Genomic DNA, 25,055 nt, shown 5'->3' on the forward strand with positions numbered 1-25,055 from the left:
GTGGCTGCCATGTTGAAAGTCAGTGTTTATCGCTACAACCCTGATCAGGACGCTGCGCCGTTCATGCAGGAGTTCCAGGTCGATACCGGAGGTAAAGACCTGATGGTGCTGGATGTATTGGCACTGATCAAAGAGCAGGACGAAGGTTTCTCCTACCGTCGCTCTTGCCGTGAGGGCGTTTGCGGCTCCGACGGCATGAACATCAACGGCAAAAACGGCCTGGCGTGCATCACGCCGCTGTCCGCCGTGGTGAAAGGCAACAAGCTGATCGTTCGTCCTCTGCCAGGTTTGCCGGTTATCCGTGACCTGGTCGTCGATATGAGCATCTTCTACAAGCAATACGAAAAAGTTAAGCCGTTCCTGCAGAACGACACGCCGGCTCCGGCCATCGAGCGTCTGCAGTCCCCTGAAGAGCGTGAAAAGCTCGACGGTCTGTACGAGTGCATCCTGTGCGCCTGCTGCTCGACCTCGTGCCCGTCCTTCTGGTGGAACCCGGACAAGTTCCTGGGTCCAGCTGCCCTGCTGCAAGCGTACCGCTTCCTGGCAGACAGCCGTGATACCAAGACGTCCGAGCGTCTGGCTTCGCTGGATGACCCGTTCAGCGTATTCCGCTGCCGCGGGATCATGAACTGCGTCAACGTATGTCCCAAAGGCCTGAACCCGACTAAGGCCATTGGTCACATCCGTAACATGCTGCTGCAAAGCGGCGTGTAACCGACGTTGTAACAAAGCAGGACCGTTGTGCCCGTAAATGCTGCGGCGCAGGCTTCAACCGGCGCCGTAGTTTTAACTTGAGCAGCGACTTACAAAGCCGCGGCTCTTATTTTGAAGAAATGAGACAAGCAGGGGCATTCGGGTTGGTACCCGAACTATCAGCGTGATCCTAAGTGGCTTGTTTTGGTCGCTGCACTTGGCCTTTTGCAAGCAAACTCGGTGTTTTCGCCGGTGGTGTCCCCAAATCGAGGGTGACCAAGCATGCAAGAAAGCGTGATGCAGCGCATGTGGAACAGCGGCTATCTTTCAGGTGGTAACGCTGCCTATGTGGAAGAGCTTTATGAGCTCTACCTGCACGACCCTAACGCTGTGCCAGAAGAATGGCGCACCAAATTTCAGACGTTGTCTTCAGACGGCAACGCTGCCACCGATGTATCGCACGCAACGATTCGCGATCAATTTGTGCTGCTGGCAAAGAACCAGCGCCGCGCCCAACCGGTTTCCGCCGGCAGCGTGAGCAGTGAGCACGAGAAGAAGCAAGTTGAAGTACTGCGACTGATCCAGGCCTACCGGATGCGTGGCCACCAGGCGGCCCAGCTTGACCCGCTGGGGCTCTGGCAGCGTCCTGCACCTGCTGACCTGTCGATCAATCATTACGGCTTGACCAATGCCGATCTTGATACGACCTTCCGTGCCGGCGACCTGTTCATCGGCAAAGAGGAAGCGAGCCTACGCGAAATTCACGAAGCGTTGCAGCAGACATATTGCCGCACCATTGGCGCTGAGTTCACGCACATCACCGATTCCGAGCAACGCCACTGGTTCCAGCATCGCCTGGAAGGCGTGCGTGGCCGTCCGGTGCTGTCCGCCGACGTACGCAGCCACCTGCTTGAGCGCGTGACCGCAGCGGAAGGCCTGGAAAAATACCTGGGTACCAAATACCCGGGTACCAAGCGTTTCGGCCTGGAAGGCGGCGAAAGCCTGATCCCGATGCTCGACGAGCTGATCCAGCGTTCCGGTTCCTACGGCACCAAGGAAATCGTGATCGGCATGGCCCACCGTGGTCGCTTGAACGTGTTGGTCAACACCTTCGGCAAGAACCCGCGTGAGCTGTTCGACGAGTTCGAAGGCAAGAAGAAGGTCGAGCTGGGTTCCGGTGACGTTAAATATCACCAGGGCTTCTCCTCCAACGTCATGACCACCGGCGGTGAAGTTCACCTGGCCATGGCCTTCAACCCATCCCACCTGGAAATCGTTTCTCCAGTGGTCGAGGGTTCGGTCCGTGCGCGCCAGGATCGTCGTAACGACACCACTGGTGAAAAGGTCCTGCCGATTTCCATCCACGGCGACGCGGCATTCGCCGGTCAAGGCGTGGTCCTGGAAACGTTCCAGATGTCGCAGACTCGCGGCTTCAAGACTGGCGGTACGGTTCACATCGTCATCAACAACCAGGTTGGCTTCACCATCAGCAACCCGCTGGATGCGCGCTCCACCGAGTACGCCACCGACGTTGCCAAGATGATCCAGGCGCCGATCCTCCATGTGAATGGTGATGATCCGGAAGCCGTGCTGTTCGTGACCCAACTGGCTGTCGACTACCGCATGCAGTTCAAGCGTGACGTGGTGATCGACCTGGTGTGCTACCGCCGCCGTGGTCACAACGAAGCTGACGAACCAAGCGGCACCCAGCCGTTGATGTACCAGCAGATCACCAAGCAGCGCACCACCCGTGAGCTGTATGCCGAAAGCCTGACCAAGGCCGGTATTGTTGACGATGCGCGTGTTCAGGCGAAGATCGATGAATACCGCAACGCGCTGGACAATGGTCTGCATGTAGTAAAAAGCCTGGTCAAGGAACCGAACAAAGAGCTGTTCGTTGACTGGCGTCCGTACCTGGGTCACACCTGGACGGCGCGTCACGACACCTCGTTCGATCTGAAGACCCTGCAGGAACTGTCCGCCAAGCTGCTGGAAATCCCGGATGGCTTCGTGGTGCAGCGCCAGGTTGCGAAGATCTACGAAGACCGTCAGAAGATGCAAGCCGGCGGCCTGCCGATCAACTGGGGTTATGCCGAAACCATGGCGTACGCGACCCTGGCGTTCGAAGGTCACCCGATCCGCATGACCGGCCAGGACATCGGCCGCGGTACGTTCTCGCACCGTCATGCTGTGCTGCACAACCAGAAAGACGCGGGCACCTACATCCCGTTGCAGAACCTGTACGAAGGCCAGCCGCGTTTCGACCTGTACGATTCGTTCCTGTCCGAAGAAGCCGTACTGGCGTTCGAATACGGTTACTCGACCACCACGCCGCAGGCGCTGGTGATCTGGGAAGCCCAGTTCGGCGACTTCGCCAACGGTGCCCAAGTGGTTATCGACCAGTTCATCACCAGCGGCGAGCACAAGTGGGGCCGTCTGTGCGGTCTGACCATGCTGTTGCCACACGGTTATGAAGGTCAGGGTCCGGAGCACTCCTCGGCCCGTCTGGAGCGTTACCTGCAGCTGTGCGCCGAGCACAACATCCAGGTGTGCGTGCCGACTACCCCGGCCCAGATCTACCACTTGCTGCGTCGTCAGGTGATCCGCCCGCTGCGCAAGCCGCTGGTAGTGCTGACTCCGAAATCGCTGCTGCGTCACAAATTGGCCATCTCGACCCTGGAAGATCTGGCCGAAGGTTCGTTCCAGACCGTGATTCCAGAAATCGACACGCTGGATGCGGCCAAGGTCACTCGCCTGATCCTGTGCAGCGGCAAGGTCTACTACGACCTGCTGGAAAAACGTCGTGCCGAAGGCCGCGAAGACATCGCCATCGTGCGTATCGAGCAGCTTTACCCGTTCCCGGAAGATGACCTCATGGAGATCATCGCGCCTTACACCAACCTCACCAATGTGGTGTGGTGTCAGGAAGAACCGATGAACCAGGGCGCGTGGTACAGCAGCCAGCATCACCTGCGTCGCAGCATCGGCAACCACAACAAGGCCCTGGGCCTGGAGTACGCCGGTCGTGATGCGTCTGCTGCACCTGCTTGTGGTTATGCGTCGATGCACGCCGAGCAGCAGGAAAAACTGCTGCAAGATGCTTTCACTGTTTAACGCCTTCGCGCTGACTGAAACCGAATTTTAAGGACCCACAGATAATGGCTATCGAAATCAAAGCCCCGTCATTCCCGGAATCGGTTGCCGATGGCACCGTTGCCACTTGGCACAAGAAACCAGGCGACGCTGTAAAGCGTGATGACCTGATCGTCGACATCGAGACCGACAAAGTCGTTCTGGAAGTGTTGGCCGAGGCTGACGGCGTACTGGGCGCAATCGTTGCCGAAGAGGGCGCCACCGTCCTGTCCAACCAGGTACTGGGCTCGATCGAAGCGGGCAGCGCTGCTGCTCCTGCCGCCGCTGCACCGGCTGCTGCTTCGGCTCCAGCGGCTGCTCCGGCTGCGGGTGGCGAAGATCCAATCGCTGCACCGGCTGCACGTCAGCTGGCTGAAGAAAATGGCATCAACCTGGCTTCCATCAAAGGCACCGGCAAAGACGGCCGCGTGACCAAGGAAGACGTGGTTGCTGCTGTTGAAGCCAAGAAAAACGCTCCGGCTGCCGCGCCTGCCAAGGCTGCTGCTCCAGCTGCCGCCGCTCCTGTGTTCGCTGCTGGCGACCGCACCGAGAAGCGCGTGCCGATGACCCGCGTACGTGCAACCGTGGCCAAGCGCCTGGTTGAAGCACAGTCGAACATGGCGATGCTGACCACTTTCAACGAAGTCGACATGACCGAAGTCATGGCCCTGCGTTCGAAGTACAAGGATCTGTTCGAGAAGTCTCATAACGGCGTGCGCCTGGGCTTCATGTCGTTCTTCGTGAAAGCGGCCACTGAAGCGCTGAAGCGCTTCCCGGCAGTCAACGCTTCCATCGACGGCGGCGACATCGTTTACCATGGCTATGCAGACGTCGGCGTTGCCGTGTCCAGCGACCGTGGCCTGGTGGTACCGGTTCTGCGTAACGCCGAGCTGATGAGCCTGGCTGAAATCGAAGGCGGCATCGCCGGCTTCGGCAAGAAAGCCCGTGACGGCAAGCTGACCATCGACGAGATGACCGGTGGTACCTTCACCATCACCAACGGTGGTACCTTCGGTTCGATGATGTCGACCCCGATCGTCAACCCGCCGCAAGCCGCGATCCTGGGCATGCACAACATCATCCAGCGTCCGATGGCCATCAACGGCCAAGTCGTGATCCGCCCAATGATGTACCTGGCACTGTCTTACGATCACCGCCTGATCGATGGTAAAGAAGCCGTGACTTTCCTGGTGACCATCAAGAACCTGCTGGAAGACCCGGCTCGTCTGCTGCTGGATATCTGATAGAAGCAGCTGCAGGCTCCGGGCTGGCCGCCAGAATAGGGCGGCTTGACCTGGGGCGTGTGGCTTGAAAGCTTGCTGCTAAATAGAGGAACTATTTTCATGTCGCAGAAATTTGACGTTGTAGTGATTGGTGCAGGTCCTGGCGGCTATGTTGCCGCCATCAAGGCCGCACAACTGGGCCTCTCGACTGCTTGCATCGAAAAATACACCGACAAGGAAGGCAAACTGGCACTGGGCGGTACCTGCCTGAACGTTGGTTGCATTCCTTCCAAGGCGCTGTTGGACAGCTCCTGGAAATTCCACGAAGCCCAAGACGGCTTCGCGATCCACGGTATCAACCATGCTGGCGTGACCATGGACGTGCCAGCAATGGTCGGCCGTAAAGCCAACATCGTTAAAGGCCTGACTTCCGGCGTTGCGACCTTGTTCAAGGCCAACGGCGTCACTTCCCTGCAAGGCCACGGCAAACTGCTGGCCGGCAAGAAAGTTGAAATCACCAAGCCTGACGGTTCCGTAGAAGTCATCGAAGCCGAGAACGTGATCCTGGCTCCAGGTTCGCGCCCAATCGACATTCCACCGGCTCCAGTTGACCAGAACGTGATCGTTGATTCGACCGGCGCCCTGGAATTCCAAGCGGTTCCTAAGCGTCTGGGCGTGATCGGCGCTGGCGTAATCGGCCTGGAACTGGGTTCGGTCTGGTCCCGTCTGGGTTCCGAAGTCACTGTGCTGGAAGCCCTGGACACGTTCCTGCTGGCTGCCGACACCGCAGTGTCCAAGGAAGCGCTGAAAACCCTGACCAAACAAGGTCTGGACATCAAGCTGGGCGCCCGCGTTACCGGTTCCAAGGTCAACGGCGAAGAAGTCGTTGTGACCTACACCGACAAAGACGGCGAGCAGACCATCACGTTCGACAAGCTGATCGTAGCCGTGGGTCGCCGTCCGGTGACCACCGACCTGCTGGCTTCCGACAGCGGCGTGAACATGGACGAGCGCGGTTTCATCCACGTTGACGATCACTGCGCGACTACCGTTCCTGGCGTCTACGCCATCGGCGACGTGGTTCGCGGCATGATGCTGGCGCACAAGGCGTCCGAAGAAGGCATCATGGTTGTCGAGCGCATCAAGGGCCACAAAACCCAGATGAACTACGACCTGATCCCATCGGTTATCTACACCCACCCGGAAATTGCATGGGTCGGCAAGAACGAACAGCAGTTGAAAGCTGAAGGCGTTGAAGTTAACGTCGGCACCTTCCCGTTTGCTGCGTCTGGCCGTGCCATGGCAGCCAACGACACCGGTGGTTTTGTCAAAGTCATCGCTGATGCCAAGACTGACCGCGTATTGGGCGTCCACGTGATTGGCCCGAGCGCTGCAGAACTGGTTCAGCAAGGCGCGATCGGTATGGAATTCGGCACCAGTGCCGAGGACCTGGGCATGATGGTCTTCTCCCATCCGACCCTGTCCGAAGCGTTGCACGAAGCAGCGTTGGCGGTGAATGGCGGCGCCATCCACATCGCCAACCGCAAGAAGCGCTAAGCGAGATAATAAGAAACCACGGCGGAGTTGCCCGTCGTGAGCCTTGCGCGCAAGACTCACCGCGGAATATCCGCTGGACGCAGCCTTGCGCAGCTTTACGGGCCATAAGCCCAGCAAGTTGCGCAAGCAGCAGTCACAGGTGGCGCGGCACTCATAATGAGCGCAGCGCCGAATGCGCAGTACCTAACGAAGACGGTAAAAAGCATGAATCTTCACGAGTATCAGGGTAAGCAGCTGTTCGCTGAATACGGCCTGCCAGTTTCCAAGGGCTACGCAGTAGACACCCCGGAAGCAGCAGCAGAAGCCTGCGACAAAATCGGTGGTACCGAGTGGGTTGTCAAAGCCCAGGTCCACGCAGGTGGTCGCGGTAAAGCGGGCGGCGTTAAGCTGGTTCGCAGCAAAGAAGACGCCAAGGCCTTCGCACAGCAGTGGCTGGGCAAGCGTCTGGTGACTTACCAGACTGATGCCAATGGCCAGCCAGTCACCAAGATCCTGGTTGAATCGTGCACTGATATCGCTAAAGAGCTGTACCTGGGCGCTGTCGTTGACCGTTCGAGCCGTCGCATCGTGTTCATGGCTTCCACCGAAGGTGGCGTGGACATTGAGAAGATCGCCGAAGAAACCCCAGAAAAAATTCTGAAAGCCACTATCGATCCACTGGTTGGCGCTCAGCCATTCCAGGGTCGTGAGCTGGCTTTCCAGCTGGGTCTGGAAGGCAAGCAAGTTGCCCAGTTCGCCAAGATCTTCGTAGGTCTGGCCAAACTGTTCCAGGATCACGATCTGGCCCTGCTGGAAGTGAACCCGCTGGTGATCAAGGCTGATGGCGATCTGCACTGCCTCGACGCCAAGATCAACATCGACGCCAACGCCATGTATCGTCAGCCTAAGCTGAAGACTTTCCACGATCCGTCGCAAGACGATCCGCGCGAAGCGCACGCTGCCAAGTTCGAACTGAACTACGTAGCCCTGGAAGGTAACATCGGTTGCATGGTCAACGGTGCTGGCCTGGCCATGGGTACCATGGACATCGTCAACCTGCATGGCGGCAAACCAGCCAACTTCCTCGACGTAGGCGGCGGTGCTACCAAAGAACGCGTTACCGAAGCGTTCAAGATCATCCTGTCCGACTCCAACGTCGCTGCAGTACTGGTCAACATCTTCGGCGGCATCGTTCGTTGCGACATGATTGCCGAAGGCATCATCGGTGCAGTGAAAGAAGTCGGCGTGAAAATCCCGGTTGTTGTTCGCCTTGAAGGTAACAACGCTGAACTGGGCGCTAAAGTACTGGCAGAAAGCGGTTTGAACATCATCGCGGCTACCAGCCTGACCGACGCTGCTCAACAAGTTGTCAAAGCTGCGGAGGGCAAATAATGAGCGTCCTGATCAATAAAGACACCAAAGTTATCTGCCAGGGTATTACCGGTTCGCAAGGTAGTTTCCACACCCAGCAAGCCATCGAATACGGCACCAAGATGGTTGGTGGCGTAACTCCGGGCAAAGGTGGCACCGAGCACCTGGGTCTGCCAGTGTTCAACACCGTGAAAGACGCTGTAGCTGCCACTGGCGCCACCGCCAGCGTGATCTACGTTCCAGCTCCTTTCTGCAAGGACTCGATCCTGGAAGCAGCATTCGGCGGCATCAAGCTGATCGTCTGCATCACCGAAGGCATTCCTACCCTGGACATGCTGGACGCTAAAGTTAAGTGCGACGAGCTGGGTGTTACCCTGATCGGCCCTAACTGCCCAGGCGTGATCACCCCAGGCGAATGCAAGATCGGCATCATGCCTGGTCACATTCACTTGCCAGGCAAAGTCGGTATCGTTTCCCGTTCCGGCACCCTGACCTACGAAGCTGTGAAGCAGACGACTGACGCCGGTTTCGGCCAGTCGACTTGCGTCGGCATCGGTGGTGACCCGATCCCAGGTTCGAACTTCATCGACATCCTGAAGCTGTTCCAGGAAGACCCGAAGACCGAAGCGATCGTGATGATCGGTGAGATCGGCGGTTCGGCTGAAGAAGAAGCGGCTGCCTACATCAAGGCACACGTGACCAAGCCGGTTGTTTCCTACATCGCTGGTGTGACTGCCCCTGCAGGCAAGCGCATGGGCCATGCTGGCGCAATCATCTCTGGCGGCAAAGGCACTGCAGACGAGAAGTTTGCTGCCCTGGAAGACGCAGGCGTTAAAACCGTGCGTTCGCTGGCAGACATCGGCAAGGCTTTGTCCGAGCTGACCGGTTGGGCTGTCAAGTAAGCCTCGCGCTTAGCTGACGCTTCACCAACACAAAGGCCACCTTCGGGTGGCCTTTGTGCTTTCTGAGGTTTAATAAAGATCAAAATGTGGGAGGGGGCTTGCCCCCGATTGCAGTGGGTCAGTTAACAAATACAGTGACTGACACTTCGCCATCGGGGGCAAGCCCCCTCCCACATTTATCTGCATTGCCAGATTAAGTATGAAAACGCGACATAGAGATGTCGCTTATCGGACAGTTCGCCCCGCAACAGTGCGTTCGTCAGCCAATTTCTGTACCCTAGCCGCCTCTTTATGCGTGCGCCTCCCAAAAGGAAGCCCCGCGCCAGACCGGTCGGCCCCCATCAGGGCTGGCAGTATTTCCCTCATCCACAGGGAATCCCTCTCTAAATTCCGATTCAGTAGTGTGGTATTTCCCGAAATGAAAGTGTTGAAAAGCCAGGATATCCTGGCGTTGGGCTTCATGACCTTTGCCCTGTTCGTGGGCGCCGGTAACATCATCTTCCCGCCTATCGTCGGTTTGCAGTCCGGGCCTCATGTCTGGATGGCAGCATTGGGCTTCCTGGTCACCGCAGTGGGTTTGCCGGTGGTCACCGTTATCGCCCTGGCCAAGGTCGGCGGCGGTATGGATGCGTTGAGCAGCCCGATCGGCAAGATCGCCGGTGGCCTGCTCGCGGCGGCGGCGTATCTGGCGGTAGGGCCGCTGTTCGCTACCCCGCGTACCGCGACCGTGTCCTTCGAAGTAGGCCTGGCGCCGCTGACTGGCGAAAGCCCGCTGGCGCTGTTCCTCTATAGCTCGGTGTATTTCCTGGTGGTGTTCTTTGTGTCCCTGTACCCAGGGCGCCTGCTGGACACCGTGGGTCGCTTCCTCGCACCGCTGAAGATCATCGCGCTCGCCATCCTCGGCATTGCCGCGTTTGCCGTGCCGGCCGGTGAAGTGGGCGTCGCTACCCCGGAATATGTCGCTGCACCGTTCTCCCAAGGTTTTATCAATGGTTACCTGACCATGGACACACTGGGCGCGCTGGTATTTGGCATCGTGATCGTCAACGCCATCCGCTCCCGTGGTGTGGAGTCGCCAAAGCTGATCACCCGCTACGCGATCATCGCGGGCCTGATTGCCGGTGTGGGCCTGGCGCTGGTGTACGTCAGCCTGTTCCGCCTGGGTGCGAGCAGTCACGAAGTGGCCGCTGGTGCGGCGAATGGTGCTGCCGTACTGCACGCCTACGTGCAACACACTTTCGGCTCCCTGGGCAGTGGTTTCCTGGCGGTGTTGATCTCCCTGGCATGCCTGGTTACGGCTGTTGGCCTGACCTGCGCGTGTGCAGAGTACTTCAGCAAAATCCTGCCGTTGTCCTACAAGACACTGGTAGTGATCCTGGCGCTGTTCTCGCTGTTTGTGTCCAACCTGGGCCTTACCAAGCTGATTGCCTTCTCGATCCCGGTGCTCACCGCGATCTACCCGCCTTGCATCGTGCTGGTGGCGTTGAGCTTCTGCAAAGACTTCTGGCAGGAGCAGGGCCGCATCGTTGGCCCGGTGATGCTGGTGTCGTTTATCTTCGGCTGCATTGACGCCCTCAAGGGCGCTGGCCTGGCTGGCTGGATGCCGTCGTCGTTGGCCAACCTGCCATTGAGCGAACAAGGCCTGGCGTGGCTGGTGCCGTCGGTGATGGTGCTGGTGGTTGCGGTAGTCATTGACCGTATGCTCGGCAAGCGTAGCGAAGCGATCGCGTAACACATTTTCAAGGCTGCGCAGAAATGCTCCGTATCAATCGATATGGGGCATTTTTTATGCTTAGTAGACGACAAGCTTCTAAAGTGTGAAACACGGTAGGTGTGGGAGCGAGCAAGCCCGCTCCCACATGTTGACCGCGTTCGTCACACCACCTCGTGTAATAGGACCCGCATGTCGTTCGTCGAAACCAATCAAGTCCACCTGCTTGCCGCCCTCTGGTTCATCCTGTGTTGGGGCGGCTATACCCGTTATGCGACCTGGAAGGCCCGGGACACAGCGTGCCTGGCCAGTGTGCTGCACCTGTATCGCGAAGACTGGATGCGCCGCATGCTGCTGCGCGACAACCGCATCGCCGACGCCAGCGTAATTGGCAACCTGGAGCGCAACGCCTCGTTCTTTGCCTCCAGCACGTTGATTATCCTTGCCGGTATTCTCACCGTGCTCGGCGCGTCCGAGCGGGCGGTTTCGTTGTTGGCGGACATTCCCATGGTGCAGCAGGCATCCCAGGGGATGTCGGAGATCAAGCTGTTGTGCCTGGCGCTGGTGTTCGTCTACGCCTTCTTCACATTCAGTTGGTGCATGCGCCAGTACAACTTCGCGGCAGTGCTGGTGGGGTCGGCGCCAATGATCGGTGAGCGCCAGGTGTCCGAGCAGGAGCGCAAAGCATTTGCTTCGAGGGCGGCGCGAGTGATTTCCATGGCCGCCAACCAGTTCAACTTTGGCCTGCGTGCTTACTACTTCGGCATGACCATGCTGGCGTGGTTTGTCAGCCCATGGTTATTCATGTTGATGAGTGCAGGGGTAGTGGTCGTGCTGTACCGCCGGGAGTTTCATTCCGACGTGCTGCAAGTGATGGTGTATACGCAGACTGATACGCCAGTGCCAGAGGCGGTCAAAGAGCAGGCTTAGTCAACTTCAGCGTATTAACGCTGCCAATAAAAACAGCAGGCAAAGAAAAGCCCGCTATTTAAGCGGGCTTCTTTTTACAGCGAAGCTATTTCAAACCGCGGTCTTAAGAACCGGTGGCTGGAGTAGCAGGTGCTGCTTCTTTCGCGGCGGCTTCGTTCGATTCAGCCTGAGCTTTGGCAGCATCGGCGTTTTCTTTCGCAGCGTCGTTCACTTTATCCTGAGCCTTCGCCATGTCTTTCTGAGCTTGCTCAGAATGTGCAGCGGCGTCTTGGGCTTTGTCTTCGGATTTTTTGTCGCAGGCAGCGAGACCGAGGGCAGCGGCGAGCATCATGGAAATAGCTAAAGTCTTGCGCATGGGGTGTTTCTCCTTATTGAAGATATCTACTGGCCTTTCGAGCCTGAGGGTTCAGCATTAGTTCCTTTAATTGCGCAGATATATAAACAGCGCTCCCCAAGGAACTTTCACCCGCACTGCCTACTCCGCGGATCAACGCTAATAAGAGTCTAGACCGAATGACCGAAAACCCATTGTTAGAGCGTGCGACGCGCTTTGTCTCGGCCCTGCGCCATTGTCAGGTGCTGGGGATTACCGTGCACGCCGCCAACCCGGAGGGTATGACATTGCTCTTGCCCTATGGCCCCTCTATCGTCGGCGACCCTCGTACCGGCGTGATCCATGGCGGTGCGCTGACCTCCCTGATGGATACCGCCTGTGGCATGGCGACCTTGTGCGTATTACCTGAGTTTGAGGTGTGCCCGACCCTCGACCTGCGCATCGATTACATGCACACCGCCGAGCCTCACAAACCGGTCTATGGCTTCGCCCAATGCTACCGGGTGACCACCGATGTGATTTTCACCCGTGGCGTCGCCTACCAGGATGACCCGCAGCAGCCCATCGCCCATGTGGTAGGCACCTTCATGCGCATGGGCAAGCGCCTCAAGGGTGGCCAAGGCCTGAGCCGTGCAATCAAGGGAGAGCAGGCATGACGCATCGATTCAAGACGCGCCTGGAACAGGCCCATGAGCTTGGCAATTATGAAGCGCTGCTGGAGCTGATCCCCTACGCCAGGCTGATCGGCATTGAATGCACGCGCCTGGGTGATGAGTTGCTGTTTCGCCTGCCCGCCAACAAAGACAACATTGGTAACCCCATATTGCCGGCGCTGCACGGCGGGGTGATTGCAGGCTTTATGGAGCTGGCGGCGGCGTTGCACTTGCTGGTGTTTACCGGTGCGCCGGGCTTGCCGAAAATCATCGATTTTTCCCTGGATTACCTGCGGGCCGGCCAGTTCCGCGACACTTACGCCACCTGCCAGGTTTGGCGCCAGGGCCGACGGGTGGCGAATGTGGCTATCACCGCGTGGCAGAGCACCCCGGCAGAACCCATCGCCACCGCCCGCGCGCATTTCAAAATCGAGGAAACCGGTCGCCCTTGAAATCCTGGCCTTAGCCCCCAACTTTGATGACAACCCGCCGCCAACCCTCAAGGGCGCGGCCACTGCCATCCAATTGGAGTTTGATGACCATGAGTGTGGAAACTCAAAAGGAAACCCTGGGCTTCCAGACCGAGGTGAAGCAACTGCTGCACCTCATGATCCATTCGCTGTATTCCAACAAGGAAATTTTCCTTCGCGAATTGATCTCGAACGCCTCTGACGCTGTCGACAAATTACGTTTCGAAGCCCTGTCCAAGCCTGAGTTGCTGGAAGGTGGCGCGGAACTGAAGATCCGTGTGAGCTTCGACAAAGACGCCAAGACCGTCACCCTCGAAGACAACGGTATCGGCATGAGCCGTGACGATGCGATCACCCATCTGGGGACCATCGCCAAATCCGGCACCGCTGATTTCATGAAGAATCTGTCGGGCGACCAGAAGAAAGATTCGCACCTGATCGGCCAATTCGGCGTGGGCTTCTACTCGGCCTTCATCGTTGCCGACAAGGTTGAAGTGTTCAGCCGCCGTGCCGGCCTCGACGCCAGCCAAGGCGTGCACTGGTCCTCCAAGGGTGAGGGCGAATTCGAAATCGCCACCATCGATAAGGCCGACCGTGGCACCCGCATCGTGCTGCACCTCAAATCCGCTGAAGATGAGTTCGCCGACGGCTACCGCCTGCGCAACATCATCAAGAAGTACTCCGACCACATCGCTTTGCCGATCGAGTTGCCGAAGGAACAAGCGGCGGCTGAAGGCGAAGAGGCGCCTGCCCAGGAATGGGAAGTGGTCAACCGTGCCAGCGCCCTGTGGACCCGTCCTCGCACTGAAGTGAAGGACGAGGAATACCAGGAGTTCTACAAGCACATCGCCCACGACTACGAAAACCCACTGAGCTGGAGCCACAACAAGGTCGAAGGCAAGCTGGAATACAGCTCGCTGCTCTACGTGCCGGCCCGTGCTCCGTTCGACCTGTACCAGCGTGAAGCGCCGAAAGGCCTGAAACTCTACGTGCAGCGCGTTTTCGTGATGGATCAGGCGGAATCGTTCCTGCCGCTGTACCTGCGCTTCATCAAGGGCGTGGTCGACTCCAATGACCTGTCGCTGAACGTGTCTCGGGAAATCCTGCAGAAAGACCCGATCATCGACTCGATGAAGTCGGCATTGACCAAGCGCGTCCTCGACATGCTGGAAAAGCTGGCGAAGAACGAGCCTGAGCAATACAAAGGCTTCTGGAAAAACTTCGGCCAGGTCATGAAAGAAGGCCCGGCGGAAGATTTTGCCAACAAGGAAAAAATCGCCGGCCTGCTGCGTTTTGCCTCGACTCAGGGCGAAGACGGCGAGCAGGTAGTGTCCCTGGCTGAATACCTGGCACGTGCCAAGGAAGGGCAGGACAAGATCTACTACCTGACCGGCGAAACCTACGCCCAGGTCAAGAACAGCCCGCACCTGGAAGTCTTCCGCAAGAAAGGCATCGAAGTGCTGCTGCTGACCGACCGTATCGATGAGTGGCTGATGAGCTACCTCAACGAATTCGACGGCAAGACCTTCGTCGACGTGGCCCGTGGTGACCTGGACCTGGGTAACCTGGACTCCGAAGAAGAGAAGAAGGAAGCCGAAGAAGTCGCCAAGGCCAAAGAAGGCCTGGTTGAGCGGATCAAGACGGCCCTGGGCGATGCGGTCAGCGAAGTGCGGGTTTCTCACCGCCTGACCGACTCCCCGGCGATTTTGGCCATTGGCGAGCAGGACCTGGGCATGCAGATGCGCCAGATCCTTGAAGCCAGCGGTCAGAAGGTTCCGGATTCCAAGCCGATCTTCGAGTTCAACCCGGCTCACCCGCTGATCGAGAAACTCGACGGCGAGCAGAGCGAAGAGCGGTTTGGCGACCTGTCGCACATCCTCTTCGACCAGGCGGCCCTGGCCGCTGGCGACAGCCTCAAGGATCCGGCCGCGTATGTGCGCCGCCTGAACAAGCTGTTGGTTGAACTGTCGGTTTGACCCCGATGTAGAAAAACCCGCTTCGGCGGGTTTTTTCGTTCTACTGCACCTCAACTGGAGTAAATGATGAGCCAAGTCACTGTGCGTTCCGTGGTCTATCAGATTGATGGCCAGTCTTATGAGAGCCGCCTGGCATTCGATGCCAGCCACAAGGGCCCGTTGCCGGGCTTGTTGATGGCGCCGAACTGGATGGGTGTGAGTGCGGATGCCGAAGAGATCGCCAAGGCCGTTGCCGGTAAAGGCTACGTGGTGCTGATCGCTGATCTGTACGGGCAAAGTGTGCGCCCCTCGAATGGTGACGAAGCCGGCGCGGCGATGATGCCGTTGAAGAATGATCGTCCGTTGCTGAACAAGCGTATGCAGGCGGCCTTTGCGCAACTGCAAGGCCAGGCGGAAGCGGCGGTGGATACCTCGAAGCTGGCAACCTTTGGTTTCTGCTTTGGCGGTTGCTGTTCCCTGGAGCTGGCCCGTACCGGCGCGCCGTTGAAGGCTGCTGTGTCGTTTCACGGTACCCTCGACACGCCAAACCCTGCGGATGCGAAGAACATCAAGGGCTCGGTGCTGGTGCTGCACGGCGCATCCGACCCGTTGGTGCCAAAAGAGCAGTTGCCAGCGTTTGAAGATGAAATGAATGCCGCTGGCGTGGATTGGCAATTGCTGAGCTATGGCGGCGCGGTGCATTCCTTCACCGACCCGCACGCCAATGTGCCGGGCAAGATGATGTACGACGCGAAGACCGCCAAGCGGGCGTTCCAGTCGATGCACAACTTGTTGGATGAAGTGTTCAAGGGCTAAGGCTGTAGGGCCTGTTCCGGCCTCATCGGGGGCAAGCCCCCTTCCACATTTTGAACTGTGAACACATTCAAGGTGGGAGGGGGCTTGCCCCCGATAGCTATCTCACCGGCAACTCGATTCTTTCAGTTTCACCCGGTACCGTCGGCCAATGCCCAGCCGCCCAACGCTGCCGCGCCTGTTCAATCCTCAAAGGATCACTCGCCACAAAATTCCAATTGATCCGCCGTGGCCCATCCAACGGTGCACCGCCGAATACCATCAGGTGGCAATCGGACTCGGCAAAGAGCGTCATCTCCTGCCCGATCGGCAATACCACCAAGCTATGCACGTCCAGCGCCTCACCGTCCAATTGTGCCTCGCCATCCAGCACATACACCGCCCGCTCCTCATGCTCGTCCGGGATCAGCAGGGTAGTGGCCGTCTGCATCTGCACCTCGGCATACAACGTGGGCGACAGCACCGGCACCGGTGATTTCAGGCAAAACCCAGTGCCGGCGATCAGGCGAATCTGCACGCCCAGATTGTCACTCACCGGCAGGCTCGCCGCTGCATGGTGGCTGTAATGGCCGGGCCCGGTCTCATGATCCTTGGGCGACGCCAGCCACACTTGCAGTCCATGCAGGCTGAAACCACTGGCTTTGAGCGCCTGAGGTGTGCGCTCCACGTGGGCAATCGCGCTACCGGCGGTCATCCAGCTGACATCGCCGGCTTCTACCACCTGATCGGAACCCAGGCTGTCTTTATGCTGCAGCGCGCCCTCGAACAGGTAGGTGAGCGTGGACAGGCCGATATGCGGATGTTGGCGGATATTCATGCCGCTGCCTGCTGCGTAGCGGGTGTGCAACATGTGGTCGAAGAACACAAATGGGCCGACGCTGCGGCATTCTCGCGAGGGCAATGGACGCAGGATTGGCTGGCCTTCGACATCCTCGGGGCGAGGGCGGATCACGGTGAGGGTGGTCATGGTGCGTCCCAGTCTGAGCGGGTTAGATGCTGCTGAGCATAACCCGCCCGACGCGAGGTTGCCGCTATTGGCTGAAGGCGCCTTCGGACAACTGGGTCTCGATGCTGATTTCAGCAGTGGTCATCAGCTTGTGCACCGGGCATTTGTCTGCCACGCGATGCAGCTCATCGCGCTGCGCGTCGGTGAGTACACCTTTGAGGGTCAACTTGACGTTGAGTTTGTATTTGCCCTTTTGCTCTTCGGCAGCATCGTGGGTGACTTCCACGGTCACGCCGGTCAGCGGGATGTCTTTTTTCTGGGCGTAGAGCCTGACGGTCAAGGCCTTGCACGATGCGAGCGCCGCATCGAAGTAGTCGTGGGGGGAGGGCGCCGAGTCGTCGCCACCCAGGCTCTTGGGCAGGTCGGTAAACAACTCGTGGTTGTTGATGTTGACGCTGTGGCGGAAGTTTTCAGCGTTCAGTGTGTTCACGGTAACAGGCATGGCAAACCTCACAGGGTGGCAGGATGAAGGTCATGCAGTTATAGAGCATGCTGGCACTTCAGTGTTCCGCGTTTTTGCGCGATGAACCCCGGCACAGGGCGCAAGGTCTACCCGTATTGGCCCTTATCGAGGTTTTACCGTGCCCTGGAACCGCCTGAGTCTCGCCCTGTTGTTCGCCGCCACTAGCCTTGCCGTGCAGGCGCGCGACTATGCCTACAGCGATGCACACCTGCATTACGTGGATTTTTTCCAGGAAACGGCGGGCATGGATAAATTGCTCAAGACGATGGCCGAGAATCGCATCGAACATGTGATGATTTCCGGCATCCCCGTGGCGAAGAAATGGCACGAAGACGAGCCCAAGCGTCCGCGCTACTACGCCGGTGACGACGCCGATGCCTATTGGTACAGCGCCACTGACGTGATCGTCGCTGCGGCTGTAAACAAGCTTACCCCTGAACAGCGCCCGCATTTTCATCCGTTTCTGAGCGGTTTCAACCCCAACGACAAGAACTCGGCTGCCCATATCCAACGCATGCTCGATCTTGATCCAGGGCTGTGGCAGGGCATTGGTGAGGTGTTCACCCGTCACGATGACCTCACCGCGCTGACCTCCGGCGACACTCCGCGCGCCAATAACGAAGCGATGACGCGCATCTACCATCTGGCCGCCGAAAATGACCTGCCGGTGCTGCTGCACTCGAACATCACCTCCAAGCGCGAGCGCAACCCGTTGTACCTGGCTGAGGTTGAAGAGCCGCTGCGTAATCATCCGCACACCCGCTTTATCTGGGCCCATGCCGGCACCAGCAAGGAGATTCACCGGCATCAGGTCCAGATGGACTTCTTGCTGCCCACATTGAGCCGCATGCTGGAGGCCTACCCCAACCTGTACATCGACCTGTCGTGGAGCATGCTCACGCCGTACTTGCTGGACGACGCGGGCAAGCCCAGGCCCGAGTGGGTGAAGCTGGTGGAGCGCTTCCCGGAGCGCTTCATGCTGGGCTCGGACGTGGTAGGGCGTTTCAACAAGTTGGGTAAGGAAATGCGCCGCTTTGATCCCTTCCTCGACGCGCTTCCTGAGGATGTAGCCCACAAGGTGGCGAAGGATAATTTCCTGGCGATCCTGCCCAAAACCACTCGCGATGGCGCTGCCCGTTGATATCGCGTTTTGGTCTTACGCAAACGCCCTGAGGCGCCGATACCTTTCAAAGCAGCCAGCTGCAAATGGATGCAGCGCATTTGGAAGGAACCAAGGCATGAGTATCAGAAGTTTGAATATCGCCCCCCGCGCCAGTTTGGGGTTTGGCGTGCTGGCATTGATGGTATTTGCGCTGGGCGGCTTTGCGCTGCTGCAGATGGGCAATATGCGCCAGCAGTCGGATCAGGTGGAGAACAACTGGTTGCCGAGCGTGATGGCGGTGGGGGAGATAAGCCAGGACGTGCTGCGCATTCGTGCGCTGACCTTGCGCTTGCTGGTCAGTCGCGATCCCCAGGCCGTGGCACAGAACGAGCAGAAAATCACCGAGACCAAAGCCGCCCTGAATAGCGCCGAACAGCTGTATGAAGCGTTGATCGTGCTGCCTGAGGAGCGTGTGTTGTTTGACCGCTTCAAGGGCGAGCAACAGCACTACCTACAGCGCCAGGAACAGGTCGTGATGCTGTCCAAGGCCAATCGGCTGGAAGACGCGATTCAGGTGGTCAACGGCGAGATGAACCAGTTTGCCGATCAAATGGCGCTGACCCTGCGCGCCCTGGGCAGTCTGAACAAGGCCAGTGCCAACGAGGCTGCGAAGCAGGCGCAGAACGTGTTCAGCCAGTCGCGAACCTGGGTCATCGCCATGGTTGCCCTGGCCACGCTGGTTACCATTGGCCTGGCGGTCTGGCTGACCCGCAGTATCGTGCTGCCGCTGGCGCAGTCGCTCCAGGTTGCCCAGAGCGTCGCCAGCGGCGATCTGACTGGGGAGATCATCGTGAGTGGCAAGGACGAGCCCGCGCGCTTACAGCGGGCGCTCAAGGGCATGCAAGACACGTTGCGTGACACCATTCGGCGTATCTCCGAGTCATCGAACCAGCTTGCGTCGGCTTCCGAGGAGCTCAGTTGCGTCACCGAGGACGCCACCCGTGGTTTGCACCAGCAAAGCCAGGAAATCGAACAGGCCGCCACGGCGGTCAACCAGATGACGGCGGCGGTGGAGGAGGTGGCAAGCAATGCGGTGGCTACGTCCCAGGCGTCCCGCGAGTCGGACCGTATCGCCCAGCAAGGGCGTGAGCAGGTGCAGCAAACCGTCGTGTCAATCGAGGCGCTGGCTATCGATGTGACCGACAACGTGACCCAGGTCGAAGACTTGGCGCAGAAGGTGTATGGCATCAGCAAGGTGCTGGACGTGATTCGCTCGATTGCCGAGCAGACCAATCTACTGGCGCTGAATGCCGCCATTGAGGCCGCGCGGGCAGGTGATGCGGGGCGCGGTTTTGCCGTAGTCGCCGATGAGGTGCGGGCGCTGGCTCATCGTACTCAGCAGTCGACCCAGGAAATCGAGCAGATGATCAGTGGGATTCAGCAGGGCACGGAGCAGGCCGTCAGCTCAATGCAGCAGAGCAATACCCGGGCGCGTTCCACCCTGGACATCGCCAAGTCGGCGGGGACAGCGTTGGAGGCGATTGCCTCGGCGTTCACGCTGATCAATGAGCGCAACCTGGTGATCGCCAGTGCGTCGGAACAGCAGGCGGCGGTGGCGCGTGAAGTGGATCGTAACTTGATGAATATCCGTGATCTGGCGCATCAGACGTCTGCCGGGGCTAACCAGACGAGTGCGGCGAGCCAGGAGTTGTCGCGGTTGGCGGTGGATTTGAATTCGATGGTGGCGCGGTTTTCGGTGTAGGGCTGGGGGCCGAGGAGGCCCTACGGGGAGCAAGCCCTCTCCAATATTGCCCAAAGAATGCGCACGAGTGTGGGAGGGGGCTTGCCCCCGATGCAGGCGACTCGGTCTCATTCAGTTGCCCATAAAAAAGCCCCGAACCAGTCGGGGCTTTTTCAGTGGATCAAGCTACAGGTCTTACTTGCCCTGCCAGCGTTTCAGCACCAGGGTGGCGTTAGTGCCACCGAAGCCGAAGCTGTTGCTCATCACGGTGTCGATCTGGGCGTTTTCAACGGTCTTGGTCAGGATCGGCATATCGGCGACGACCGGGTCGATCTCGTCGATGTTGGCCGAGCCAGCCATGAAGTTGCCTTCCATCATCAGCAGGCAGTAGATCGCTTCGTGAACGCCGGCGGCGCCCAGGGAGTGACCCGACAGGCTCTTGGTGGAGCTGATGGCCGGGGCCTTGTCGCCGAATACCGCGCGCACGCCTTCCATTTCCTTGGCGTCGCCGACCGGAGTCGAGGTGCCGTGGGTGTTCAGGTAGTCGATTGGGGTATCAACGGTGGACATGGCCATCTGCATGCAACGGATGGCACCTTCGCCGCTTGGCGCAACCATGTCGTAGCCGTCGGATGTCGCGCCGTAGCCGACGATTTCCGCGTAGATCTTGGCGCCACGGGCCAGAGCGTGTTCCAGCTCCTCGACCACCACCATGCCGCCGCCGCCGGCGATGACGAAACCGTCACGCTTGGCGTCGTAGGCGCGGGAGGCTTTTTCCGGGGTTTCGTTGTATTGGGTGGACAGTGCGCCCATGGCGTCGAACAGGAACGACTGGCTCCAATGCTCTTCTTCACCGCCGCCGGCGAACACGATGTCCTGCTTGCCCAGCTGGATCTGCTCTACCGCAGTACCGATGCAGTGAGCACTGGTGGCGCAGGCCGAGGAGATCGAGTAGTTGACGCCCTTGATGGCGAACGGCGTGGCGAGGCAGGCCGAAACGGTGCTGCCCATGGTCCGCGTTACACGGTACGGGCCAACGCGCTTCACGCCTTTTTCGCGCAGGATGTCCAGCGCTTCCATCTGGTTCAGGGTGGATGCGCCGCCCGAACCGGCGATCAGGCCGGTGCGTACGTTCGATACCTGGTCTTCGCTCAGGCCGGAGTCGGCAATGGCGTCTTTCATGGCCAGGTAGGCGTAGGCGGCAGCGTGGCCGACGAAGCGATAGATCTTGCGATCGATCAGCTCTTCGAGGGGCAGGTCGATGGAGCCGGAAACCTGGCTACGCAGACCCATTTCGGCATATTCCGGGTTGAAGCGGATGCCAGGGCGACTTGCACGCAGGTTAGCGGTGACGGTCTCTTTGTCATTGCCCAGGCAAGAAACGATGCCCAGACCAGTGATAACGACGCGGCGCATGCGGATAACCCTTAAAAGTTGTCAGTGGAAGTGAATACGCCGACCCGAAGGCCTTCGGCAGTATAGATCTCGCGACCGTCGACGCTCACCGAACCATCGGCGATGGCCAGGTTCAGCTTGCCCTTGAGGACGCGCTTGATCTGAATGTTGTAGGTGACTTTCTTGGCGGTCGGCAGGACCTGGCCAAAGAATTTCACTTCGCCCGAACCCAGGGCACGGCCGCGGCCCGGCAAGCCTTGCCAGCCGAGGAAGAAACCGACCAGTTGCCACATGGCATCAAGGCCCAGGCAACCTGGCATTACAGGGTCACCTTCGAAATGGCAGGCGAAGAACCACAGGTCCGGGGTGATATCCAGCTCGGCGACCAATTCACCTTTGCCGTACTTGCCACCCTCTTCGCTGATATGGGTGATGCGATCCACCATCAGCATGTTCGGGGCGGGCAGTTGCGCGTTACCTGGGCCGAACAGCTCACCGCGACTGCAGCGCAGCAGGTCTTCCCGAGTAAAGGCGTTTTGTTTGGTCATGCGAGCTCCTCAATAATCCCATGCGGCAGGGTAGGGCAAATCTTCCCGAACCGAATGAAGCGTTCATGCCTCATGTCGGCAGCCTACACATAGACTATTGCGTTGTAGTGAAAGTCACAGCGTTAGGCACTGAATGTACACTTGTTCACTGAAATTTTAAACCGGGCCCGTTTAAGGTGCCCGTTCGGGTGCCTAAGACTGCCGCACTTTCGTCTTTCACGCCAGTCGGACTTGGTTGATGGCGCAGCGCTACTGCACCCAACGCTGCAGGATTTGCTGCAAATCCGTGCGTTTGAACGGCTTCGCCAGGTAATCGTTCATGCCCGCCGCCAGGCAGGCTTCGCGGTCGCCCTGCAGCGCGTTAGCAGTGAGGGCGATGATCGGCAAGTCGGCACAGCCCGGCAAGTGGCGAATCTGCCTGGTGGCTTCGTAGCCATCGATCAGCGGCAGTCGGCAATCCATCAGGATCGCCGTGAAAATCAGGCTTTCGGCACTGCGGATCGCTTCGGCACCATCAGTGGCGAGGCTCACTTCAAACCCCAGGCTGCGCAGCATGGCTTCCACCACGGTGCGGTTGACGGGGTTGTCTTCCACCAGCAGCACATGACGGCCATCGCCGGCGCTGTGTTTGCCACCGGCATCCACAGCCACCGCGGGCAGGCTGTGTTGGTCGAGCGCCAGTGGAATTTCCAGGGTAAACACCGAACCACGGCCTTCTTCGCTCTGGGCGCGCAGGGTGCCGCCCATGCGTTCGGCCAGGGTGCGGGCGATGGGCAGCCCCAGGCCGGTGCCGCCGTAACGTCTTGAAATGGAACTGTCGGCCTGCTGGAACGCATCGAACATCAATTCCAGGCGCTCGGTGGAAATTCCGATGCCGCTGTCACGCACCGTGCAGGTGAACCACACCAGTTCATGGTCGAGCGTTTGCCAGTGGGGCTCAACGTTGATGCTGCCGTGCTCGGTGAACTTCAAGGCATTGCCGATCAGGTTCACCAGAATCTGGCGGATCCGCGTCGGATCGCCTTGCACCCTGAGTTCATCCATGCCTGGCGGGAGCGCCAGCCTGAGTACCAACCCACGCTGCTGAGCATTGTGCTGAAACGCCTGGGCGCAACTGTTGATCAGGTCGGCCAGGTTGAACGAAATATGTTCCAGCTCCAGCGCCTCGCGTTCAATGCGCGAGAAGTCGAGGATATCGTTGATCACCTTGAGCAAGTGCTCGGTGGACTCGGAGGCCAGCGCCGCGTATTCGGTCTGCTCCTCGGTCATCTCGGTGGTTTCCAGCAGTTGCAGCATGCCCAGTACGCCGTTCATCGGCGTGCGCAGTTCGTGGCTCATCATGGCCAGGAAGTCCGACTTCGCATTGTTGGCGCGCTCGGCTTCTTCCCGGGTCTGGATCAACTGGGCCATGGCCTGTTGTTGTTCACGACTGGCCTGGTTGAGGCCTTCGGCCAAGTTGTTGATGTGTCGCGAAAGGTCGCCCAGCTCCGAATCATCGACAATCGGCAGCGGCGTCTTGTAGTCGCCTTGCTGGATCGCCTTGACCGCATGGCCCATGGCACTGATCGGTTGCGACAGGCTGGCGGCCAGGCGTCGGGCGAGCAGGAAGGTAAACAGCAAGGCGAACAGCGCCAGGATCCCGGCCTTGAACAGAATCTCCTGTTGGCGCTGGCTGAAGGCGTCATTGGACATGCCGACAATTACCCGTCCCAGGTAATCCGCGCGTGGCGCCTTGGATTCGCTGAGGTTGTCCTGGAAAAAGTCGTTGCCCAGCTGGATGTGTTGCAGGCGAATCGGCGCCTGGAACACTTTCACCGACAGCGAGCGGTCGTGTTTTTCCGAAGCCTGCTCGACATACACCAGAATGTTTTCGCCGCTGTCCTGAATTTCCAGGAAGCGTACATGGGGCGTGGCCAGCGTCGCGCGCAGCAGGCTCTCAAGTACATCGTTGTTGCCCGAGATCACGCCGTATTCGGTGGCCGGGGCCAATTGGTTGGCGATCAACTGGCCCGTGTGGTCGAGTTCCTGGCGCAGGTCCTGGATACGCACGAAGGTGAAGAAGCTGATCAGCAGCAACGTCAGCAACAGCGCCGGACCGAGGGTGATGAGCTGGGTGCGGGTGTTGATGTCCCAACGACGGCGCAAGGTCATGGGCGTTTTTCTCCTTCGGCCAATCGGGCGGCGACGCTGGCTTCGTCTACCTGTTCAATGCCCAGTGAACGTGCGACTTGCGGGTTGCCCACGACTTTGAAGTGTTCGGGGTAGAGCACGTGCGGCCAACTGGCGGGTGGCTGGTCCAGCAGGCGGTCGAGTACCGCCAGCCAGTCGGCCTGGTCGCTGTAGGTGCTGGCCAGGCTACCGGCACGCACAAAACCAGCGTTCGGGCCCACCAGCGGCAATTGCTGGGCATAGCTGCTCAGCAGCAGGTTCTTGGCGGTCTTTGGGTTGTACAGCAGCGGATCGTCGAGGCCGAGCAGCACGTCACTGTTCCTGAACAGGGCCTGCAGCGGGCGGCTGTCGTTGATGTTGTCCCAGAGCTGGGGCTCGATCTTCAGCTCCAGGGCCTCTGCATAGCGGCGCAGCTCGGGCAGCAGGAACTCACTCTCGGTGCTGTAGAGCACGCCGATGCGCTGCGCCTGAGGCAGGATGCTGGTGATCAGGCGCAGTTGGCGCTCCAGCGGCGGATCACTCCACAACAGGCTGATCCGCGCATGCCGGGATGCCTGCGGACGCTGATGGGCTTGTAGCCGGCTGATGCGCAGCACCAGGGTCGGCGGGCCCTCGGGATCCTGCAGGCGCCAGTCCAGGCCGGGCAGGTCCAGCAGGATCAAGCGCGTGCTGGCAGGCAAGTGGCTGGGCGAGGGCAAGTCCTTGAGGGGCATGAAGGTGACGTGGTCTTCGGGGCGTTGCCGGGCCAGGGCCTGGGTAAAGGTTTGTACCCCTGCACCGTCTTCGTCGGCGGTCAGCAGGATCTCGGCGCTCCACGCCGGTGCGGCCAGCCACAGGCAGGCCAGCAGCACGGCGCGTCGGCAGCCCTTATAGATAAAGAGGCAGGTCATCCGTGACGAGTCGCCCAT

At 59.3% G+C, this 25,055-nt stretch carries 21 protein-coding genes and 1 pseudogene; 15 read left to right on the plus strand and 7 right to left on the minus strand.

Going from position 1 to position 25,055, the window contains the following annotated elements:
* Nucleotides 1-9 precede the first annotated feature (9 nt).
* The 8 genes from EJD88_RS06605 to EJD88_RS06640 all read left to right on the plus strand — a co-directional run bounded on the left by EJD88_RS06605 (nt 10) and on the right by EJD88_RS06640 (nt 11,498).
* The gene (locus tag EJD88_RS06605) at nt 10-714 is read left to right on the plus strand and encodes a succinate dehydrogenase iron-sulfur subunit (protein ID WP_003172807.1); all 705 of its coding nucleotides are present in this window, start codon (nt 10-12) and stop codon (nt 712-714) included.
* A gap of 261 nt (nt 715-975) precedes the next feature.
* Nucleotides 976-3,807, plus strand: a complete 2,832-nt coding sequence (locus EJD88_RS06610; protein WP_099586743.1) for a 2-oxoglutarate dehydrogenase E1 component — start codon at nt 976-978, stop codon at nt 3,805-3,807.
* A gap of 44 nt (nt 3,808-3,851) precedes the next feature.
* Entirely contained in the window at nt 3,852-5,069 is a 1,218-nt protein-coding gene (odhB, locus tag EJD88_RS06615; protein ID WP_099586742.1) for a 2-oxoglutarate dehydrogenase complex dihydrolipoyllysine-residue succinyltransferase, read from the plus strand.
* Between the two features lie 99 nt (nt 5,070-5,168).
* Nucleotides 5,169-6,605, plus strand: a complete 1,437-nt coding sequence (gene lpdA, locus EJD88_RS06620; protein ID WP_099586741.1) for a dihydrolipoyl dehydrogenase — start codon at nt 5,169-5,171, stop codon at nt 6,603-6,605.
* A 204-nt stretch (nt 6,606-6,809) separates the two neighbouring features.
* Nucleotides 6,810-7,976: an ADP-forming succinate--CoA ligase subunit beta gene (gene sucC, locus EJD88_RS06625; RefSeq protein WP_003210567.1), complete on the plus strand. Its 1,167-nt coding sequence runs from the start codon at nt 6,810-6,812 to the stop codon at nt 7,974-7,976.
* Entirely contained in the window at nt 7,976-8,857 is an 882-nt protein-coding gene (gene sucD, locus EJD88_RS06630) for a succinate--CoA ligase subunit alpha (protein ID WP_010166265.1), read from the plus strand. The genes sucC and sucD overlap by 1 nt, the downstream gene beginning before the upstream one ends.
* Nucleotides 8,858-9,275: 418 nt before the next feature.
* Nucleotides 9,276-10,589: a branched-chain amino acid transport system II carrier protein gene (brnQ, locus tag EJD88_RS06635; protein WP_158877332.1), complete on the plus strand. Its 1,314-nt coding sequence runs from the start codon at nt 9,276-9,278 to the stop codon at nt 10,587-10,589.
* 171 nt (nt 10,590-10,760) lie between these two features.
* Nucleotides 10,761-11,498, plus strand: coding sequence for a DUF599 domain-containing protein (locus tag EJD88_RS06640; protein WP_099586739.1), 738 nt, complete (start codon nt 10,761-10,763; stop codon nt 11,496-11,498).
* A gap of 103 nt (nt 11,499-11,601) precedes the next feature.
* On the opposite strand, the gene EJD88_RS06645 is transcribed toward EJD88_RS06640, so the two are convergent.
* Nucleotides 11,602-11,853, minus strand: a complete 252-nt coding sequence (locus EJD88_RS06645) for a hypothetical protein (protein WP_010211724.1) — start codon at nt 11,851-11,853, stop codon at nt 11,602-11,604.
* A gap of 158 nt (nt 11,854-12,011) precedes the next feature.
* Between EJD88_RS06645 and EJD88_RS06650 the strand changes: the two genes are divergently transcribed.
* The 4 genes from EJD88_RS06650 (at nt 12,012) to EJD88_RS06665 (ending at nt 15,726) form a co-directional block, all read left to right on the plus strand.
* Entirely contained in the window at nt 12,012-12,488 is a 477-nt protein-coding gene (locus EJD88_RS06650) for a PaaI family thioesterase (RefSeq protein ID WP_158877334.1), read from the plus strand.
* Nucleotides 12,485-12,937 carry a PaaI family thioesterase gene (locus EJD88_RS06655; RefSeq protein WP_112194324.1) on the plus strand — a complete coding sequence of 151 codons (453 nt, stop codon included), beginning with the start codon at nt 12,485-12,487 and terminating at the stop codon, nt 12,935-12,937. The genes EJD88_RS06650 and EJD88_RS06655 overlap by 4 nt, the downstream gene beginning before the upstream one ends.
* Nucleotides 12,938-13,026: 89 nt before the next feature.
* A complete protein-coding gene (gene htpG, locus EJD88_RS06660; RefSeq protein ID WP_099586833.1) occupies nt 13,027-14,931 on the plus strand; it encodes a molecular chaperone HtpG in 1,905 nt (634 codons plus the stop codon).
* A gap of 66 nt (nt 14,932-14,997) precedes the next feature.
* The gene (locus tag EJD88_RS06665; protein ID WP_099586736.1) at nt 14,998-15,726 is read left to right on the plus strand and encodes a dienelactone hydrolase family protein; all 729 of its coding nucleotides are present in this window, start codon (nt 14,998-15,000) and stop codon (nt 15,724-15,726) included.
* 97 nt (nt 15,727-15,823) lie between these two features.
* On the opposite strand, the gene EJD88_RS06670 is transcribed toward EJD88_RS06665, so the two are convergent.
* Together EJD88_RS06670 and EJD88_RS06675 are read right to left on the minus strand one after the other, a co-directional pair.
* Nucleotides 15,824-16,690, minus strand: a complete 867-nt coding sequence (locus EJD88_RS06670; RefSeq protein WP_112194327.1) for a pirin family protein — start codon at nt 16,688-16,690, stop codon at nt 15,824-15,826.
* A 64-nt stretch (nt 16,691-16,754) separates the two neighbouring features.
* Nucleotides 16,755-17,171, minus strand: coding sequence for an OsmC family protein (locus EJD88_RS06675; protein ID WP_099586734.1), 417 nt, complete (start codon nt 17,169-17,171; stop codon nt 16,755-16,757).
* 139 nt (nt 17,172-17,310) lie between these two features.
* Between EJD88_RS06675 and EJD88_RS06680 the strand changes: the two genes are divergently transcribed.
* The 3 genes and pseudogenes from EJD88_RS06680 (at nt 17,311) to EJD88_RS27490 (ending at nt 20,056) form a co-directional block, all read left to right on the plus strand.
* Nucleotides 17,311-18,333 carry an amidohydrolase family protein gene (locus tag EJD88_RS06680; protein ID WP_158877336.1) on the plus strand — a complete coding sequence of 341 codons (1,023 nt, stop codon included), beginning with the start codon at nt 17,311-17,313 and terminating at the stop codon, nt 18,331-18,333.
* Between the two features lie 97 nt (nt 18,334-18,430).
* Nucleotides 18,431-19,201 (plus strand): annotated as a pseudogene (locus EJD88_RS27485) (MCP four helix bundle domain-containing protein); the annotation flags it as partial.
* Nucleotides 19,193-20,056: a methyl-accepting chemotaxis protein gene (locus tag EJD88_RS27490; protein WP_371926547.1), complete on the plus strand. Its 864-nt coding sequence runs from the start codon at nt 19,193-19,195 to the stop codon at nt 20,054-20,056. The pseudogene EJD88_RS27485 and the gene EJD88_RS27490, both read left to right, overlap by 9 nt.
* Nucleotides 20,057-20,230: 174 nt before the next feature.
* Here EJD88_RS27490 and fabB read toward each other — a convergent pair whose 3' ends face one another.
* From fabB to EJD88_RS06705, 4 genes are all read right to left on the minus strand, one after another.
* Nucleotides 20,231-21,451, minus strand: a complete 1,221-nt coding sequence (gene fabB / locus EJD88_RS06690) for a beta-ketoacyl-ACP synthase I (RefSeq protein ID WP_158877340.1) — start codon at nt 21,449-21,451, stop codon at nt 20,231-20,233.
* Nucleotides 21,452-21,462: 11 nt separating this feature from the next.
* A complete protein-coding gene (fabA, locus tag EJD88_RS06695; protein WP_010211704.1) occupies nt 21,463-21,978 on the minus strand; it encodes a 3-hydroxyacyl-[acyl-carrier-protein] dehydratase FabA in 516 nt (171 codons plus the stop codon).
* Nucleotides 21,979-22,227: 249 nt separating this feature from the next.
* Nucleotides 22,228-24,129 carry an ATP-binding protein gene (locus EJD88_RS06700; RefSeq protein WP_158877342.1) on the minus strand — a complete coding sequence of 634 codons (1,902 nt, stop codon included), beginning with the start codon at nt 24,127-24,129 and terminating at the stop codon, nt 22,228-22,230.
* On the minus strand, nt 24,126-25,055 hold the full coding sequence (locus EJD88_RS06705; RefSeq protein WP_158877344.1) for an ABC transporter substrate-binding protein: 930 nt from the start codon (nt 25,053-25,055) through the stop codon (nt 24,126-24,128). The genes EJD88_RS06700 and EJD88_RS06705 overlap by 4 nt, the downstream gene beginning before the upstream one ends.

Source organism: Pseudomonas sp. PB105, from assembly GCF_009764655.1.
Lineage (GTDB): Bacteria > Pseudomonadota > Gammaproteobacteria > Pseudomonadales > Pseudomonadaceae > Aquipseudomonas > Aquipseudomonas cyclaminis.